Genomic DNA, 15,510 nt, shown 5'->3' on the forward strand with positions numbered 1-15,510 from the left:
GCCCGGGCGAAGTAGCGTGATGTGCCTGGCCCGGCCGTTCTGCCCGGTCCACCCAGGAAGTACCTGTCAGATCCCCTGTTCATCCCTGCTGCCGGAGGAGGCCCGATGGGCGTTCCACCCGCTCGCATCGTCTTCGACGAGAGCGACCGTTCGGCCGTCGCGGACGCGGTGACGGAGATCCTCGCCACCGGCGCGCTGACGCTCGGCCCGTGGACCGAGCGCTTCGAGCAGGCCTTCGCGGCCGAGCACGGCGCCACCCACGCGGTCGCCGTCGCCAGCGGCACGGCGGCGCTGGAGATCGTCCTGCGAACCGTCGACGTCCGCGACCGCGACGTGGTCGTCCCGGCCGTCACCTTCTACGCGACCGCCGGGGCCATCGTGCACGCGGGCGGGCGTCCGGTGATCGCCGATGTCGACCCGGCCACCCTCGCGCTCGGCCCCGAGACGCTGGAGGCGGCCCTCACCCCGGACACCGCGGCCGTGGTCCTGGTGCACATCGGCGGGCTGATCACCCCCGAGGTGGACGCCCTGCGCGCGATCTGCGACCGCCGGGGCATCCCCCTGGTCGAGGACGCGGCGCACGCCCACGGCAGCAGTTACGCCGGGCGCTGCGCCGGGTCGTTCGGCCTGGCCGGCGCGTTCTCCTTCTACCCGACCAAGGTCACCACCAGCGGCGAGGGCGGCATGATCCTCACCGAGTCGGCCGAGCTGCGCGACGAGGCCCGGATCTACCGCGACCAGGGCAAGGGCTCGTTCACCACCAACCACCACGTCCGGTTCGGCGCCTCCTGGCGGATGAGCGAGTTGAACGCCGCCGTCGGCACGGTGCACCTGCGGCGGCTCAAGGAGTTCGTCGAGACCAGGCGCCGGGTCGCCCAGCGCTACGACGCGGCGCTCGCCGGCCTCGACGGCCTGCGGCCGGTGACGGAGCCGGCCGGTTCGCGCAGCAACTACTACAAGTACGTGGCGCTGCTGCCGCCCGGCGTCGACCGGGCCGCGTTCAAGCGGGCGGTGGCCGAGGAGTACGCCGTCCGGCTCTCCGGCGAGGTCTACGACCTGCCGCTGCACCTGCAACCGGTGCTGGCCGCCTACCGGCGGGGCCCGCTGCCGGTCGCCGAGGACCTCTGTGCCCGGCAGATCTGCCTGCCGGTGCACTCCGACATGACCGAGGACGAGACCGACCGGGTGATCGAGGCCGTCACCGCCGTCCACCGCCGTCTCGCCGGCTGAGGCGCCGGGCGACGGCCGCTCGGCGGCGGCCGCCGCCCGGAGGAACGCGACCCAACGAACCGGCCCACCGGACAAGGAGAGAGAACGTGCGCGTAGCCGTCACCGGGGGATGCGGATTCATCGGCTCACACGTCGTGGACCGGCTGCTGGCGGCCGGGCACGAGGTGCTCGCGGTGGACACCACCGACAAGTACCTCAACCCCGGCGCGGAGTTCGCCCGGATCGACATCCTCGACCTGCCCGCGCTCACCGCGGCCCTGGACGGCAGCGAGGTGGTCTTCCACCTCGCCGCGATGGCGGACGTCGAACGCGTCGCCGCCGACCCGGTCCGGGCCGTGCGCACCAACATCGACGGCACCGAGGCCGTCCTGGAGGCGGCCCGGCGGAGCGGGCTCAGCCGCACCGTGCTGGCCAGCACCGTCTGGGTCTACGGCGCCGCCCTCGCGGAGGCCGGGATGGACAGCGGAGAGCAGGAGCTGGACGAGCACGTGCCGATCGAGCTGGAGCACAGCGGGCACCTGTACGTCGCCACCAAGCTCGCCGCCGAGATGCTGGTGCACAGCTACCGGGAGCTGTACGGGCGGCACTTCACCATCCTGCGGTACGGCATCCCGTACGGGCCCCGGATGCGGGACGAGCTGGTGGTCGCCCGGTTCGTGCAGGCGGCGCTGGCCGGACGGCCGATCACCATCGCGGGCGACGGACGGCAGAGCCGCAACTTCGTCTACGTCGAGGACCTCGCGGACGCCCACGTCCGGGCCCTCTCCCCCACCGCCGAGGACCAGACGTTCGCGCTGGAGGGCTCGACCGCGATCTCGGTGCGGGACATCGCCGACACCGTCGACCGGCTCCTCGGGCCGGTCAGCATCGAGCACATCGAGGCCCGGGCCTCCGACTACGACGGGCGCCGCATCTCGGCCGCGCAGGCCAAGCGGCTGCTCGGCTGGTCGCCGCGGACCAACTTCGCGGACGGGGTGCGGCGGTACGCCGACTGGTACCGGGACGAGGCCGCGCCGGCCCCCGCACCGAAGCCTGCGTCGGGCTCCTCCTGAGGCGGGGCCCGTGCCGCACGCGCTGCTGGTCTCCGGCTCGCTCGGGCAGGGCCACGACGTGATGGCCCAGGCCTGCGCGGACTCGCTGCACGAGCGCGGGTGGACCACCGCCACCGTGGACGCGATGGCGCTACTCGGGCAACGGGCCGGCTCGGCAGGCGAGTTGGTGTTCCGGCGACTGCTCGGCCTGCCCGGGCTCTACGACGCCTTCCACTTCTCGGCGCTGCGGCCCGGCGCCCGGATCGCGCTGCTCGCCGACGCGGCGGCGCGGACCCGGCTGGTGCCGGCCCTGCGGGAACTGGTCGCGGAGCAGCGGCCGGACCTGGTGGTGTCGGTGTTCGCCACCGCGACCTCCGCGCTGAACCGGCTGCGTGCGGACGGCGGGCCCGGCTTCCGCCACCTCGTCCTCTGCACCGACGTCACACCGCACCGGCTCTGGGTGCAGGACGGCACCGACCTCTTCCTGGTCACCTCCGAGGTCGCCGCGTGCGCGGTGCGGCGCTACCGGCCGGAAGCGGCGATCGCCGTACTGCCGGCGCCGCTGCGCGAACCGTTCTACCGCCCGCCCGGACGGGCCGAGGCCCGGGCAGAGGCCGGGGTGCCGCCGGACGCGCGGTGCGTGCTGCTGATGTCCGGCTCCTGGGGGCTCGGCCCGCTCGCCCGCACGGCGGCCTCGCTCGCGGACGCCGGACCGCACGTGCTCGCCGTGGCCGGCCGCAACCGCGAGCTGGAGGCCCGGCTCCGGCGGGCCGCCGGGCGCCGACCGCGCCTGCACCCGTTCGGGTACACCGACCGGATCCCCGCGCTCATGGCCGCCGCCGACCTGGTGGTCACCAGTTCCGGCGACACCTGCAGCGAGGCACGGGCACTCGGCCGCCGGCTGCTCCTGCTGGACGTCGTCCAGGGCCACGGCCGCGACAACCTCCAGCACGAGCTGGAGCTGGGTCATGCCGACGTGACGTCCGCCCGGCCCGCCGAGGTGGTCCGCAACGCCCTCGCCGCCCTGGAGCGCCCCTCGCCGGCCCCCTCCCCCGGTGCCTCGCCGGCCGGGTGGCGGACGGGGTTCGCGGCGGCGCTGGAGCGGGTCGGCCTGTAGCGGGCCGGCCTCGCGCGGGCCACCGGCCGGTCCGGGCCGGGCAGATCGGCCCGGCTCAGGTGGGGCTGAGGCGGGTGGGGCTGAGGCAGATCGGCCCGGCTCAGGTCGGCCTGGGGCGGGCCGCGTTCGGCCGCTGCAGGGGGCGGCGGGCCGCGTGAGGCCTGCCGACGCGCTACGGCACGCCGTGGTCGCGCAGCGGGCCGAGGGTCAGGCCGTGGCTGCGGCAGTGGTCGGCGATCAGGGGGAGGGCCCCGAGGGTGGCGCGCCAGGAACCGGGCGCGGAGGTGCAGTCCGAGTCGTGGAGCAGCAGCGTGGCACCGCCGGTGAGGCCGGGGCGGGCCGTGGCGTGGACGGACTCCGCGGTGGCGTGGCCGGTCCAGTCCCTCCCCCAGGCCGTCCAGAGGACGGTGCGCAGGCCCAGGCGGCGGGCGGCGAGGGCCGGACCGGCCGTGCGGACGCCGTAGGGCGGGCGGTACCAGCGGGGCACGGCGCCGCAGATCCCGGTGACCGCCTCGGCGGTGCGGCGCAGCTCGCGCAGATCGCGAGCGGGCGCCGGGTACCACTGCTGCCGGTGGTGCCAGCCGTGGACGGCGACCTCGTGGCCGCGGGTCACCAGTTCGCGGCCGAGGTCCGGCGCGCGTTCCAGCATCGTCCCGAGCAGGAAGAAGGTGGCCCGGGCGCCGATCACGTCGAGGGCGTCGAGGATGTCCGGGGTGCTGCCCGGGTCGGGGCCGTCGTCGAAGGTCAGCGCGACGTGGCGGGGTTCGGTGCCGTACCCGGCCGTGCGGCGGGCGACCGTCCGGCGCACCGCGGTCAGGCGGACGGCGGCCGGGGCCAGGTGGAGCAGCTCGACGCCCGCCACCGCCAGGGCGGCCCGACGGACGGTCACGGTCCGGTGCACCGGCGCCGGCCTCAGCCGAACCGGGCGGCCATCCACCGGAACGCCCCCGGTGCGACACCGTGGATCCGGGCCGGGAGACCGAGCCAGCGCGGCACGAACGGACGGTCGCAGGCGGTGGTGAGAGTACTGAACACGGCGTCGGCCACCAGCTCGGGGGTGACCGGGCGGGGGCGTTCGCGCTGGTAGGGGGTGCCGCGGCGGGCGAAGAACGGGGTCTCGACCGCGCCCGGCAGAACGATCCGGACGCCGACGCCCGTCCCGCGCAGCTCGTACCAGAGGCTCTCCGCGAACATCGCCAGCCCGGCCTTGGTCGCGGAGTACGCCGCCTCGTCGCGGACGCCGACCTGGCCGGCCATCGAGCCGAGCAGCACGATCCGGCCGCGCCGGCGCTCCAGCATGCCGGGCAGGAGGAGGCGGACCAGGCGCAGCGGGGCGGCGAGGTTGACCTCGATCATCCGGTCCAGGGTGTCGGTGGGCGTCTCGGCGAAGGGACCGCGCCAGCCGAGGCCGGCGCTGGCCACCAGCGCGTCCACCCGGCCGGCGGCCGTGAGGGCTGCTTCGGCGAGGCGCTGCGGGCCGTCCGGTTTGGCGAGGTCCTCGGGCACGGCCCGGCCACCGGTGCGGGCGGCGACGGCGTCCAGGCGGGCGCGGTCGGTGCCGGAGAGCAGCAGCTGCCAGCCGGCCGTTCCGAGGCGGGCCGCCGTGGCGGCGCCGATGCCCGAGGAGGCACCGGTCACCAGGACCACCGGTGGGTCGGCCGCGGGGCGGCGGGGCTTCCGGAGGGGTTGGTGGGCTTCGTCCGTCATGGCTCCTGCCGCTCTGTGCGCGCCGCGCCGTCGACCGGTCCGGCACGTCCGTCCGGGAGGTGTCCCGGAGGCGTGTCCGGTGCGGTGTCCGGCGCGGGTGTCGGGCCCGGTCCGTCCTGCACGGTCCGTTCTGCCGTTCGCCGGCTGTGGTGAATTGCCCGGCAAGTCACCTTCGCACGGCGAGGCCCTCCGGGCGACCGGGCGTCGTCGGGGTCACCGGGCGCCGCACTGCCGCGGTCACCGGAGGCCGTCGGGGTCACCGGGCGCCGCACTGCGGCGGTCACCGGGGGCCGCGACGCGGTCGGCGATCTACCGGGGCGGCAGTGCGGCTTCGGCGGCCTCGTCCGCGGCCGGGCGGGTGGCGGGGCCGACCTCGGCCTCCACCTCCCCGAAGCGGGAGAGCACGAAGGTCCCGCCGACCGCCACCGCGAAACCGGTCAGCGCGCACCAGGCGTAGCCGGGGCGCGCCGCATCGCCCAGCGCCGCCACGCCGACCAGCGCCGGGCCGAAAGTCTCGGCGACGGTGCCGGCGGCCGTCGCCGCGGTGACCGTGCCGCGTTGCAGCGCGAGGGCGTACGCGAGGTAGCCACCGAGCCCGCCGACGGCCAGCGCGTACGCCGCCGGGTCGGTGAAGACGCCGGCCGGGCCGTCGATGTTCAGGACCCGGACGGCCAGGCTGGTCACGCCGAACCCCACGCCGGCGAGCAGGCCGAGGCCGGCCGCGGCCGCGTTGCCGGTGTGCCGGGCCAGCACCACGGTGACCAGCAGCATCAGCACCGTGGTGGCCAGCAGGGCCCAGTGGAAGGCGGGCGGGGCGTGGTCGCGGCCCTCGGGGCCGGAGGCGAGCGCGAGCAGGGTCAGGCCGACCACCACCGCGGCGATCCCGGCCACGTCGCCGCGCCGCAGGCGGGCGCCGAGCAGCCGGGCGGCGGCGAGCGCGGTGACCGCCAGGCTGGCGTTGGTGACCGCCTGGACCAGGAAGAGCGGCAGGGTGCGCAGTGCGACGATGCTCAGCACGAAGCCCGCGATGTCCAGGCCGGTGCCGAGCAGGAACTGCCAGGACCGGACCAGCGCGGCCAGCAACCCGACCCGTACCCGGTCGGCCCGGGGCGCCGACCGGGCGCCGCGCGCCTGGAAGACCGAGCCGAAGCCGAAGCAGACGGTCGCGACCAGCGCGGTGGTGAGTCCGAGCAGCATGGCTCTCCCAGCCTCGGGGGCAGGATCCACCACCAGTCTCTGCCTGCGCGGCTCGGCCCGCACCGGAGGCGGGCGGGTGGCACGGCGGGTGGGCGGCGGTCAGCGGCGGAGAACGGGCAACCGGCCGGCCTCACGGGTCCACCGGGCCGGGCCGGTTCGACGGGCGGGTCGACGGACCGGCTGGGCCGGCTGGGCGGGTGCACGAACCCGGTGGGCCGGTGGACGGTCACCGCCCGACCGGACGACGAGAGGGTGCCCCGCAGGTTCCCCCTCGCACCTGCGGGGCGGTGGTCGCGTTCCGGCTGGTCGGCCTCCTCGTGGTCGTGGTCCTCGCGTCGTGGTCGTGGTCGTCGTGGTCGTGGTCGTCGTGGTCCGGCTGGTCGTCTTCCTGGCGGTCGCGTTCCGCAGGCACCGGCCGCTGTCAGGAGCCGGCGACCGGCGGGCCCTCCCCGGGGCCGGGGCCGGGGTGGAGCTTCGCCGCCACCAACCCCCGGGCCGCCTCCGCGGCCACGGCCGCGGCGACCTCGACCGTCTTGTCGACGCTATGAATTACGAGAATTCGTCAGCCGCGCGGTGGGAGCGCCCGCGGTCGGCACCGGCGACGCGTCGCACTCCGTGAGCCGCCGCCCCGCCCCTCACGGAGAGTCGGCAGTGGGGCCGACGATGTCCGGATCACGGCCGGCACCCTCGGCGGTCACCGGCAGGCCGCCCCACGGGATCGGGCCGGACGGTCGGGGGCCGGTGGCCGTGTGCACGACGTAGTGGTGGGGGGCCATCGCGGTGTCGCGACCCGGGATGGCCGCGACCACCGCCCGGTGGGCCGCGAGCGGGGTGAGGCCCGGACGGCGGGTGGCGATGCGGGCAACGAGACGGCCGTCCACCAACTCGACGGCGGTGCCGAGGATCTCGGCGGTGATGCCGGAGGTGACGCCGGAGGCCCTCGCGGCACCGCCGAGGGCATCGGCCACCAGGGACCGGGCCGCGTCCAGATCGATCCAGCCGCCGTCGACCACGGCCCAGGCACCGGTCCGGACGGCGGACGGCACGCCCGTCAGCTCGGGCAGGTCGGCGAGCGGGAGCGGTCCGTGCGCAGCGGCCTTCAGGACGGCGGGCAGGGCGAGCGCGAAACGTTCGGTCTCCGCGCGGTCGAGCACCTGCGGGCAGGCGAGCAGGACGAACTCCAGGCTGCCGGAGGTGCGCAGGAGGTTGAGCATGATGCGGACCGGGAGCGGTGGGTCGGGCAGCCAGGTCAGTTCCGGGTCACTCGTCGGGGCCGGGCGGGCGTCGGACATCGCCTCGGGGATGGTCAGACTGAGGTCGTTGATGACGACCTGCCGGGCGAAGCGGGTGCCGCGCAGGTGGGCGACGTCCTCGATCAGCTGCCAGACGTTCCCGGCGGGGAGGGTGCTGTGCCAGTAGCCGGCGAGCGAGGCGGCCTTCGCGCGGCCGATCAGCTCGTCCAGGTCGGCTGCGTCCGCGTCCAGGGCCAACAGGGCGTCCTGGGCGAGGGTGCCGATGTGGTCGGCCATCGCGGCCCGCTGGCGGTTGGCCGAGAGGGCGGTCAGCACCAGGGCGCAGTGGCCGGCGCGCTGGGCGACCAGTGCGGCGAAGGCCGCGAGCAGGACGACCGAGGGGCTCGCGCCGGTCCGCCGCGAGGCGGCGGCGAGGTCGGCGCCGGCCGTGCGGGAGCGCAGGACCACGGCGGAGGCCCGGTCGGCCGGGCCGGTGATCCGGGAGTCCGCGAAGACCCTCTGCGGGCGGGTGGTGAGGATCTTCCGCCAGTGCCCGAGTGCGGCGGCGGCCTTGCGGCGGCCCTGCTCACCCTGCTCACGGGCGGCCACCTCCAGCGGGGTGCGGGCGGTGACCGGCGGCAGCTCCTTGCCGGCCGCGAGGGCCAGCCAGTCCTCGATCAGCAGGGTGGTCGCCACGCCGTCCGCACCGGCGTGACAGACGACCACGACCAGCCTCAACGCCCGGTCGTCGTCGGCCAGCAGGGTGAAGCGGAGCCGTGGGCCGGCCGCCAGGTCGAACGGGACGGCCACGTCCGTCCGCCCCGCCTCCTCCGCCAGCCGGTCCAGCGCGGCCGCCGGAAGTCCCGGGGCGTCGAGCACGGTGACGGCGAACTCGCCCTCCGCGCAGACCTCCTGGCACTCCGGGAAGGCGTCCGGTCCGGGGCCGGGCGGGAAGACCGTGCGCAGCGAGTCGTGCCGCTCGACCAGGGCGCGCAGGGCGTCGAGCGCCGCGGTCAGGGTGGTGCCGTCGGGCACCGGCCAGGCCGCCTCCTTGTTGATCTGCTCGGGAAGGTCGCTCCGGATGCAGCGGATCATGTTGTCCTGGCCGAGGGTGAGCGGCCCGGAGCCACTGCTCGCGCCGCCGTACCGGACCGTGATCCGCCGGCTGGTTGCTGTCACGTCGTCCGTGCCCTTCGGCTCGCCGGGGGTCCAAGGGGATCTGAGCAGCCCTGAACGGGCCTGGGGAGGCCTGAGGGGCTCAGCGGGTTGTGGGTCGGGACGCTACCAGCGACCCGGGAAAGTGGTCCAGACCAAAAATCCCGCATTGCCGAAGCTCGGCCGAGCAGTTCCTGATGCTTGGTCAATTCATCTTTCATGTACGTGACATGATGAACGAGGGCGCTTCCCAGTGCTGTAACCGGAGCCGGAACGGGCGGCCGCCGACGGCCGCCACGGCGGCGCGGAACGGACCCGGCACCGGTGCGTCCATGATCCGGCAGGGGCCGTCGCCGAGGGCGCCCGCGTCGGCCAGGACCAGTGGCGTCGGCCCGGCCAGCGGCAGGCCGAAGCCCTGCACCAGCCGGCCGCCGAACGCCTTGACGCAGGCCTCGCGGCGACACCAGAGCTCGGTGAAACGCCCGGCCAGCGCTTCGGGCGAGGAGGACTCGGCCAACGACGCGGCCTCGGCGCCCGGGAAGTAGCGGTTGGCGATCCGGGCGGCGACGCGCGGGTCGCGGACCTCCTCGACGTCGGCGCCGACCGGCCGGCCGTCGGCCAGGGCGAGTACGGCGAGGGCACCCGAAGCGGAGTAGCTGACACCGAGCGCGTGCCCCTCTCCCGCCGGCTCGGGCTTGCCGTGCGGGCCACGGCGCCAGGCGAGTTCGGCCGGGTGCACGCCGAGGCGTTCGGCGACCAGCAGTCGGACGACCCCGTGCACGACGGTGAACCGTCGGCCGGTCGCGTCGTCCGGACCCGCGGCGCGGGCCCGTTCGCCGGGGTCGAGCAGCGCGCCCAACGCCTCTACCAGTGAGGCGGGTTGGTCCGTCGGGATCACCCAGAGGTCAACCAGGTCAGCCGGCTCAACCAGGTCGGCAGGGGCAACCGGGCCGGCCGGCTCGGAGGGACCGGGGGGACCGGTCACGGTCCCGCCCGCAGGGTGAGGGTGCTGAGCACGCCGAGCCGGCGGTCGAAGCCTGCCGCCAGCACGGGCCGCCCCTCCGCCCGCCAGGCGGGGAGCCGTTCGGCCAGTTCCGACCAGATGCCGGTGAACGGCTGGCCTCCGGTCGCCCGCACGACGCCGTCAGCGCCGGCAGCGGAGGGATCGACGCGGACGTCGGCATCGGCACAGACGTCGGCGTCGGCACAGACGTCGGCGTCGGCGTCGACCACCAGGCCGGGGCCGAGCAGGACGGCCGCCCCCTCCCCCAGAGCCCGAACCGCGTCACCGACGGTTTTCGCCGCGCGTTCGACATCGGCCACCGGGATCTGATCGACCATCAGCTCGCCGCCCGCCGCCTCGTCGCAGACCAGCACCACCGCACAGTGCCGCTCGGGCAGGTCGACCGGCTCCGCGGCCCGGTAGTGCAGCGCGGTCTGCTCCGCCAGTACCACCACCGCGCGCCGGCAGGCCCCCGTCCGGTGGTACTCGGCGGCGACCCTCAAGGCACTGAAGGCCGCGGCCGATCCCTGGTCGCAGAGCGCGAAGGCGAGCGGCTCACCCGGGCAGGACCGGCTGAGCGCCAGCGAACTCGGCGCCCCGGGACGGACGTCCGGGGAGTCGAAGGCCAGGATCAGCAGGTCGACCGGCCGGCCGTCGGCGAGCGCCTCGCGCAGCAGGCCCTCGGCCATCTCCTCGTAGGAGTGGCCGACGCCCTCGGCCAGCAGGTCCTCGCGCAGCGGCAGGCCGTACGGACGGACCAGGTCGGAGACGAAGACCCTCAGGTCGGGGTCGAGCGAGGTCTCCGACCGCCCGTCGGGGTACCCCACCACGACCCGGGTGACGACGAGGCCGGCGGCGGAAGCGGCGCCCACCCGGTCAGTCCTCGGGGATGATGTGGCCGGCCACGTAGTCGGCCAGGCTGGTCACCGAGCGCAGGTCGTCCTCACCGATCTGCTCGACGTCGACCTGGATGTCGAGCGCCTCCTCGACCTCCAGGATCAGCTCGATGGTGCCGGCCGAGGTGAGGCCGAGATCGTCGAAGAGGCAGGCGTTCTCGGGGATTTCGGGGAGGTCGCGCTTGAGCACGCGCGGCAGCAGCTCGCCGAGGCTTTGCAGGATCCGCTCGCGCAGCTCGGCGTCAGTGGTCTGGACCTCTGGGTCTGGCATGGGTGTCCCGTCCCGTCGTGCGTGAGTGGTGAATGGGGTGTGCTGGGAGCGGCCGGCCGGGGGTGGTCGTCCTCGCCGTGCCGCTGCGCCCGCCGCGCTGCGGGGGCCGGCCCCCGGATCCCGGCGCCGGACGGTACGCAGGTCCGGCGGTGCGTCAGTGTTCGACGGCCATGGCCGAGAAGGTGGCCCCGACGCCGGCGGCGGCGATCAGGTAGCGGTCGCCGCGGCGGAGTAGCCCCCGCGTGGTGGCGGTGTGGAGATTGATGAGGCTGTCTGCAGCGAAACTGTGCCCGACGGCGGGCACGTTGTCCAGCACCACCTTCTCCACCGGATACCCGATCCGACGGCAGATCATCCGCCAGGAGGCCTGGTTGACGTTGTGCGGAAGGACCACCGCCACCTCCGAGAGGTCCAGACCTGCCTGGTCCAGGGCGGCCTCCATCGCCTCGATCATCACCGCCGGGTACTCGCGCTGGTAGCGGGCGAGCAGGTCCTGGTCCCCGGCCAGGCGGCCGTCGAACTCCGGCCGGTGGCGCACGGCGTAGGAGAGCACGCGGTTGCGCTCGCCGGTCGCACGGACCAGGCAGGCGGCCGCGCCCTCGGCGAAGATCCCCGTCTCGGGCACCACCTGGGCGTCCTTGGTGAAGGTCTTCTCCCCGGCCAGCACCAGCGCGAGGGCCTCCGGGTCGTCGGACCCGGCCAGCAGCCGGCCGGCCAGGTCGACGGCCAGCAGGCCCACCGCACAGGCGTGGTGGGTGACGGTGAAGGCCACGGCACGGGAAAGGTCGTAGCGGTCGAGCAGTTGGTGCAGCGGGTTGAGCGGGTAGGGCACCGCCACCGGCATGCTGCGCGCGTGGATCACGAAACGGACGTGCCGTTCGCGCCCGCGCAGCTCCGGTAGTGCCTCGACGGCGGCGCCGAGCAGGTCGGGCAGCGTCCCGTCCGGGTCCAGTCGCAGCTGGTCCAGGCCGTGGAAGCGGCGGAAGAGTCGAAGTTGACGTGGGGTCAGGCCGATGCGCTCGCCCACCGCCTCGATGGGCACGGTGTGGTGGGGGAGGTGGACGGCCACTGCCTCCAGTGCGGTCACGCGGGCTAGTATTCCGACGCCCGACGGGTCGCACAAGTGATCTCGTGCCGTTCGAGGACGAGTTTGCCGTCCTGCCCGCGGAGTCGTCCGCCCCCTGCCGTCGAGCTGGTGGAGCCACACCCCATGACTGATCGTGAACCTTCCCTTCCCCCTGCCCGGGTGCGCCCGGAGCTGGTCGAGCTGCTGGTCAAGGCGGCCGACGCGCCACCGCAATGGGCGGCGCTGATCACCCCGCAGGCCCGGCTGGACGCCGATCTGCTGCTGGACGAGTGCGAACTCGCCCTGCTGGACACCCTGCTGACCGAACGCTTCGGCGCGGCGGCCGGCCTGGCCGCGGTGCGCGCCGGACTGGACCTCTCGGCCCTGGAGGCGCTGACCGTCGCCGACGTGCAGCGGATCCTGCCCGAAGGGGCAGCCCGATGAGCCGCTTCCTACTGGTCGTACCGCCGTTGACCGGGCACGTGAATCCGGTCGCCGGCATCGCCCGCGAACTGACCGCCCGCGGGCACGAGGTCGCCTGGACGGGCACCGAGTCGGTGCTGCGACCGCTGCTCGGGCCGGACGCGCAGGTGCTGGGCACCGGCACCCGGGCGTTCCGGGCACAGGGCGGGCACGGACTGGCCGCCCTGCGTTCGCTCTGGGAGGGCTTCATCGTCCCGTACGCGCGGTTCACCACCAATCCGCTGGACGCGGTGGCGCGGGAGTACCGGCCGGACGCGCTGCTGGTCGACCAGCACACCCCGGCAGGCGCCCTGGTCGCGCACCGGCACGGGCTGCCGTGGGCGAGCCTGGCCCCCGGCGCGATGGAACTGGGGCGGCCGTTCCGGGCGTTGCCGCAGGTGGAGGCCTGGATGACCGGCCTGCTCCGCGGCCTCTGGCAGCGGGCCGGGCTGCCGGAGCACGAGTACACCGACCCGCGCTTCTCCCCCGCCCTGGTGCTGGCGCCGACCGGGCGGGCACTCACCGGCGCGGCGCCCCTCCCGGCGCAGGTGTCGCTGGTGGGACCGGTACTGGCCGAGCGGCCCGCCGACCCGGCGTTCCCGTGGGAGCGGCTGGACCCCGGCCGTCGGCGGGTGCTGGTCACCATGGGCACGCTGGCCGGCGGGCTCGGCGCGGACTTCCACGCCCGGGCCGTCCGGGCACTGGCGCTCTGCGGCGACGACGTGCAGCCGGTGATCGCGGCACCGCGCGCCGTGCTGCCCGAACTGCCCGACCACGCCGTCGCGGTGGACCGGGCCCCGGTGCTGGAGCTGATGGCCCGCGGCGCCCTGGACGCGGTGCTCTGCCACGGCGGGATGAACACCGTCGGCGAGGCGCTGGCACACGGACTGCCGCTGGTCACCGCGCCGATCCGGCACGACCAGCCGTTCGTGGCGGCGCAGGTCGCGGGGGCCGGCGCCGGGCTGAAGGTGCCGTTCGCCCGGGTGACGGCGGAGCGGCTGGCGGCGCGGCTGCGCACCGTCCTGGACTCGGGCACCCACCGCGAGGCGGCCGCCCGGGTCGGGGCCGCCCTGCTGGCCGGCGGCGGGGCCGTCGCGGCGGCCGACCGGCTGGAGACGCTGGTCGCGGGTGGAACGGACCGTCAGAATCCATTGGTCTAGGCCATTGTTTCCGGAGTGCCGCAGACCCTAGGGTGGCGCCCAGTACTCCTTCCGCAGTACCCCTCACCCCTTCCGCAGCACCGCATCCCAGGTGCCCCGGCAACCCATCCCCGCACGGGAGTTCTGGTTGATCGAGACCAAGGGACTTCGCAAGTCCTATCCGTCCAAAAAACGCGGCCAGGCCGCCGTCGACGCCGTCCGCGGCATCGACCTGGACGTGGCCGCAGGTGAGATCTTCGGCTTCCTCGGCCCCAACGGCGCCGGCAAGACGACCACTCTGCGCATGCTCGCCACGCTCATCCGCCCGGACGGCGGCGCGGCCCGGATCGCCGGTGCCGACCTGCTCGCCGACCCGGCGGACGTCCGCCGCCGGATCGGCTACGTCGCCCAGGGCGGCGGCACCACCGACGCCGTCAGCGCCCGCGAGGAGCTGGTGCTCCAGGCCCGGATGCACGGCACCGGAAAGGCCGCGGCCCAGCAGCACGCCGAGCAGGCCCTGAAGGCCTTCGAGCTCACCGAGTTCGGCGACCGGCCGTGCCGCACCTACTCCGGCGGCCAGCGCCGCCGGGTGGACATCGCGCTCGGCGTCATCCACGCGCCCCGGGTGCTCTTCCTGGACGAACCCACCGTGGGCCTGGACCCCGCCAGCCGGGGCCACGTCTGGGCGGAGATCCGGCGGCTGCGCGACGAGGGCATGACCGTCGTGGTCACCACCCACTACCTGGAGGAGGCCGACGCGCTCTGCGACCGGGTCGCCATCGTCGACCACGGGGAGATCGTCGCCGAGGGCACGCCCGAGACCCTCAAGCGGGAGATCTCCGGCGACGTGGTGCTCGTCGGACTTCCCGCCGGGGAAACCGAACGGGCCACCAAGGCCCTGCGCGAACAGACCTATCTGCACCGCCTGGAGGCGCAGGGCGAGGACGGTCTCCGGCTCTACCTGGACGACGGCGCCGCCGCGATCCCGCAGCTGCTCCGCGTGCTCGACGGCGCGGGGGTGGTGCCCGGCACCGTGCAGCTCCAACGGCCCAGCCTGGACGACGTGTTCCTGGCCCGCACGGGCCGCTCGATCGAGCAGGCCTGACCACCGACTCCCCAAGGGGCTCCCATGAAGCTCGCCCGCGACACCTGGCTGGTCTTCCAGCGCCAGCTGCTGCTGATGTGGCGGACTCCGGTCTGGATCGCCGTCGGGGTGATCCAGCCGATCTTCTACCTGCTGCTCTTCGCACCGCTGCTCAAGAAGGTGCTGGCACCGATGGGCGCCACCACCTATGCCGAGGCCTACCAGGTGTACGTGCCCGGCCTGTTGGCGGTGCTCTGCATCTTCGGCGGCCTCTACACCGGCTTCAGCCTGCTCGGCGAGCTGAAGGCCGGCATCATCGAGCGGGCCCGGGTGACCCCGGTGAGCCGGCTGGCACTGCTGCTCGGCCGGGCACTGCGCGAGACGGTGGCACTGCTGGTCCAGGCCGTCATCATCACCCTGGTCGCGCTGCCGTTCGGCCTGCGGGTCGGCCCGGTGGACCTGCTGCTGGCCTACCTGCTGCTGGGCCTGCTGGCCCTGATGACCTCGGCGATCTCCTACGGCATCGCCCTGCTTCTCCCGGCGGACGAGGCGATGGCCCCGGTGGTGAACACCATCGCGCAGCCGATCGCGCTGCTCTCCGGGGTGTTGCTGCCGCTGGCGCTCGCGCCGGTGTGGCTGCAGTCGATGGCCAAGTGGAACCCCTTCTACTGGGCCGTGGAGGGCATGCGGGCGCTGTTCTCGGGACACGTCGGCGACAGCGTGGTCTGGCAGGGACTGCTGGTCGTCGTGCTGATGACGGTCGCGGCGGTGTACTGGTCGGCACGGTTGTTCTCCACCCGGGTGCGCTGAGGCCCGGACCGCGGCTTCGGGCGGGCTTCGGGCGGGCAGCACGGGGGCGGGGGGGGGTGCACGCTGGTGGGCCCCCCCCCCCCCGGGAATAGGGGGCCGCCGCGCCGCCG

Annotated in this window: 15 protein-coding genes; 7 read left to right on the forward strand and 8 right to left on the reverse strand. The window is 74.9% G+C overall.

Going from position 1 to position 15,510, the window contains the following annotated elements; all coding sequences use genetic code 11:
• Nucleotides 1-105: 105 nt before the first annotated feature.
• The 3 genes from ACFC1F_RS11155 (at nucleotide 106) to ACFC1F_RS11165 (ending at nucleotide 3,378) form a co-directional block, all read left to right on the forward strand.
• On the forward strand, nucleotides 106-1,230 hold the full coding sequence (locus tag ACFC1F_RS11155) for a DegT/DnrJ/EryC1/StrS aminotransferase family protein (protein ID WP_209410966.1): 1,125 nt from the start codon (nucleotides 106-108) through the stop codon (nucleotides 1,228-1,230).
• Between the two features lie 86 nt (nucleotides 1,231-1,316).
• Nucleotides 1,317-2,282, forward strand: a complete 966-nt coding sequence (locus tag ACFC1F_RS11160) for an NAD-dependent epimerase/dehydratase family protein (RefSeq protein WP_376157249.1) — start codon at nucleotides 1,317-1,319, stop codon at nucleotides 2,280-2,282.
• Nucleotides 2,283-2,292: 10 nt separating this feature from the next.
• On the forward strand, nucleotides 2,293-3,378 hold the full coding sequence (locus ACFC1F_RS11165; RefSeq protein WP_376157250.1) for a hypothetical protein: 1,086 nt from the start codon (nucleotides 2,293-2,295) through the stop codon (nucleotides 3,376-3,378).
• A 172-nt stretch (nucleotides 3,379-3,550) separates the two neighbouring features.
• On the opposite strand, the gene ACFC1F_RS11170 is transcribed toward ACFC1F_RS11165, so the two are convergent.
• The 8 genes from ACFC1F_RS11170 to ACFC1F_RS11205 form a co-directional block, all read right to left on the reverse strand.
• Nucleotides 3,551-4,267, reverse strand: a complete 717-nt coding sequence (locus ACFC1F_RS11170; protein ID WP_376157252.1) for a polysaccharide deacetylase family protein — start codon at nucleotides 4,265-4,267, stop codon at nucleotides 3,551-3,553.
• Nucleotides 4,268-4,290: 23 nt separating this feature from the next.
• Complete coding sequence (locus tag ACFC1F_RS11175) at nucleotides 4,291-5,085, reverse strand: SDR family NAD(P)-dependent oxidoreductase (RefSeq protein ID WP_376157254.1); 795 nt, start codon at nucleotides 5,083-5,085, stop codon at nucleotides 4,291-4,293.
• A 309-nt stretch (nucleotides 5,086-5,394) separates the two neighbouring features.
• The gene (locus tag ACFC1F_RS11180) at nucleotides 5,395-6,282 is read right to left on the reverse strand and encodes a hypothetical protein (RefSeq protein ID WP_376157256.1); all 888 of its coding nucleotides are present in this window, start codon (nucleotides 6,280-6,282) and stop codon (nucleotides 5,395-5,397) included.
• 635 nt (nucleotides 6,283-6,917) lie between these two features.
• Nucleotides 6,918-8,693 (reverse strand): condensation domain-containing protein, encoded by a 1,776-nt coding sequence (locus ACFC1F_RS11185; protein ID WP_376157258.1) that lies wholly within the window; start codon nucleotides 8,691-8,693, stop codon nucleotides 6,918-6,920.
• A gap of 193 nt (nucleotides 8,694-8,886) precedes the next feature.
• Nucleotides 8,887-9,567, reverse strand: a complete 681-nt coding sequence (locus ACFC1F_RS11190; RefSeq protein WP_376157259.1) for a 4'-phosphopantetheinyl transferase family protein — start codon at nucleotides 9,565-9,567, stop codon at nucleotides 8,887-8,889.
• An 83-nt stretch (nucleotides 9,568-9,650) separates the two neighbouring features.
• Complete coding sequence (locus ACFC1F_RS11195) at nucleotides 9,651-10,544, reverse strand: hypothetical protein (RefSeq protein ID WP_376157261.1); 894 nt, start codon at nucleotides 10,542-10,544, stop codon at nucleotides 9,651-9,653.
• A 4-nt stretch (nucleotides 10,545-10,548) separates the two neighbouring features.
• A complete protein-coding gene (locus tag ACFC1F_RS11200; protein ID WP_376157262.1) occupies nucleotides 10,549-10,839 on the reverse strand; it encodes an acyl carrier protein in 291 nt (96 codons plus the stop codon).
• A gap of 154 nt (nucleotides 10,840-10,993) precedes the next feature.
• The gene (locus ACFC1F_RS11205; protein ID WP_376157264.1) at nucleotides 10,994-11,926 is read right to left on the reverse strand and encodes a 3-oxoacyl-[acyl-carrier-protein] synthase III C-terminal domain-containing protein; all 933 of its coding nucleotides are present in this window, start codon (nucleotides 11,924-11,926) and stop codon (nucleotides 10,994-10,996) included.
• 123 nt (nucleotides 11,927-12,049) lie between these two features.
• Here ACFC1F_RS11205 and ACFC1F_RS11210 point away from each other — a divergent pair, with 123 nt between their 5' ends.
• The 4 genes from ACFC1F_RS11210 (at nucleotide 12,050) to ACFC1F_RS11225 (ending at nucleotide 15,400) form a co-directional block, all read left to right on the forward strand.
• Nucleotides 12,050-12,349 (forward strand): hypothetical protein, encoded by a 300-nt coding sequence (locus ACFC1F_RS11210; RefSeq protein ID WP_376157266.1) that lies wholly within the window; start codon nucleotides 12,050-12,052, stop codon nucleotides 12,347-12,349.
• On the forward strand, nucleotides 12,346-13,527 hold the full coding sequence (locus ACFC1F_RS11215) for a glycosyltransferase (protein WP_376157268.1): 1,182 nt from the start codon (nucleotides 12,346-12,348) through the stop codon (nucleotides 13,525-13,527). Before ACFC1F_RS11210 ends, ACFC1F_RS11215 begins: the two co-directional genes overlap by 4 nt.
• A gap of 127 nt (nucleotides 13,528-13,654) precedes the next feature.
• Nucleotides 13,655-14,611: an ATP-binding cassette domain-containing protein gene (locus ACFC1F_RS11220; protein ID WP_376157270.1), complete on the forward strand. Its 957-nt coding sequence runs from the start codon at nucleotides 13,655-13,657 to the stop codon at nucleotides 14,609-14,611.
• 24 nt (nucleotides 14,612-14,635) lie between these two features.
• On the forward strand, nucleotides 14,636-15,400 hold the full coding sequence (locus ACFC1F_RS11225; protein ID WP_376157272.1) for an ABC transporter permease: 765 nt from the start codon (nucleotides 14,636-14,638) through the stop codon (nucleotides 15,398-15,400).
• The last annotated feature ends 110 nt before the right edge of the window (nucleotides 15,401-15,510 follow it).

The sequence above is a fragment of the Kitasatospora sp. NPDC056181 genome, from assembly GCF_042266225.1.
Lineage (GTDB): Bacteria > Actinomycetota > Actinomycetes > Streptomycetales > Streptomycetaceae > Kitasatospora.

What these genes read in the sequence shown, in the direction of transcription:
- ACFC1F_RS11155 (WP_209410966.1), top strand. Translation starts at nt 106, where the DNA reads ATGGGCGTTCCACCCGCTCGCATCGTCTTCGACGAGAGCGACCGTTCG.
- ACFC1F_RS11175 (WP_376157254.1), bottom strand. Translation starts at nt 5,085, where the DNA reads ATGACGGACGAAGCCCACCAACCCCTCCGGAAGCCCCGCCGCCCCGCG.
- ACFC1F_RS11180 (WP_376157256.1), bottom strand. Translation starts at nt 6,282, where the DNA reads ATGCTGCTCGGACTCACCACCGCGCTGGTCGCGACCGTCTGCTTCGGC.
- ACFC1F_RS11200 (WP_376157262.1), bottom strand. Translation starts at nt 10,839, where the DNA reads ATGCCAGACCCAGAGGTCCAGACCACTGACGCCGAGCTGCGCGAGCGG.
- ACFC1F_RS11210 (WP_376157266.1), top strand. Translation starts at nt 12,050, where the DNA reads ATGACTGATCGTGAACCTTCCCTTCCCCCTGCCCGGGTGCGCCCGGAG.
- ACFC1F_RS11215 (WP_376157268.1), top strand. Translation starts at nt 12,346, where the DNA reads ATGAGCCGCTTCCTACTGGTCGTACCGCCGTTGACCGGGCACGTGAAT.
- ACFC1F_RS11225 (WP_376157272.1), top strand. Translation starts at nt 14,636, where the DNA reads ATGAAGCTCGCCCGCGACACCTGGCTGGTCTTCCAGCGCCAGCTGCTG.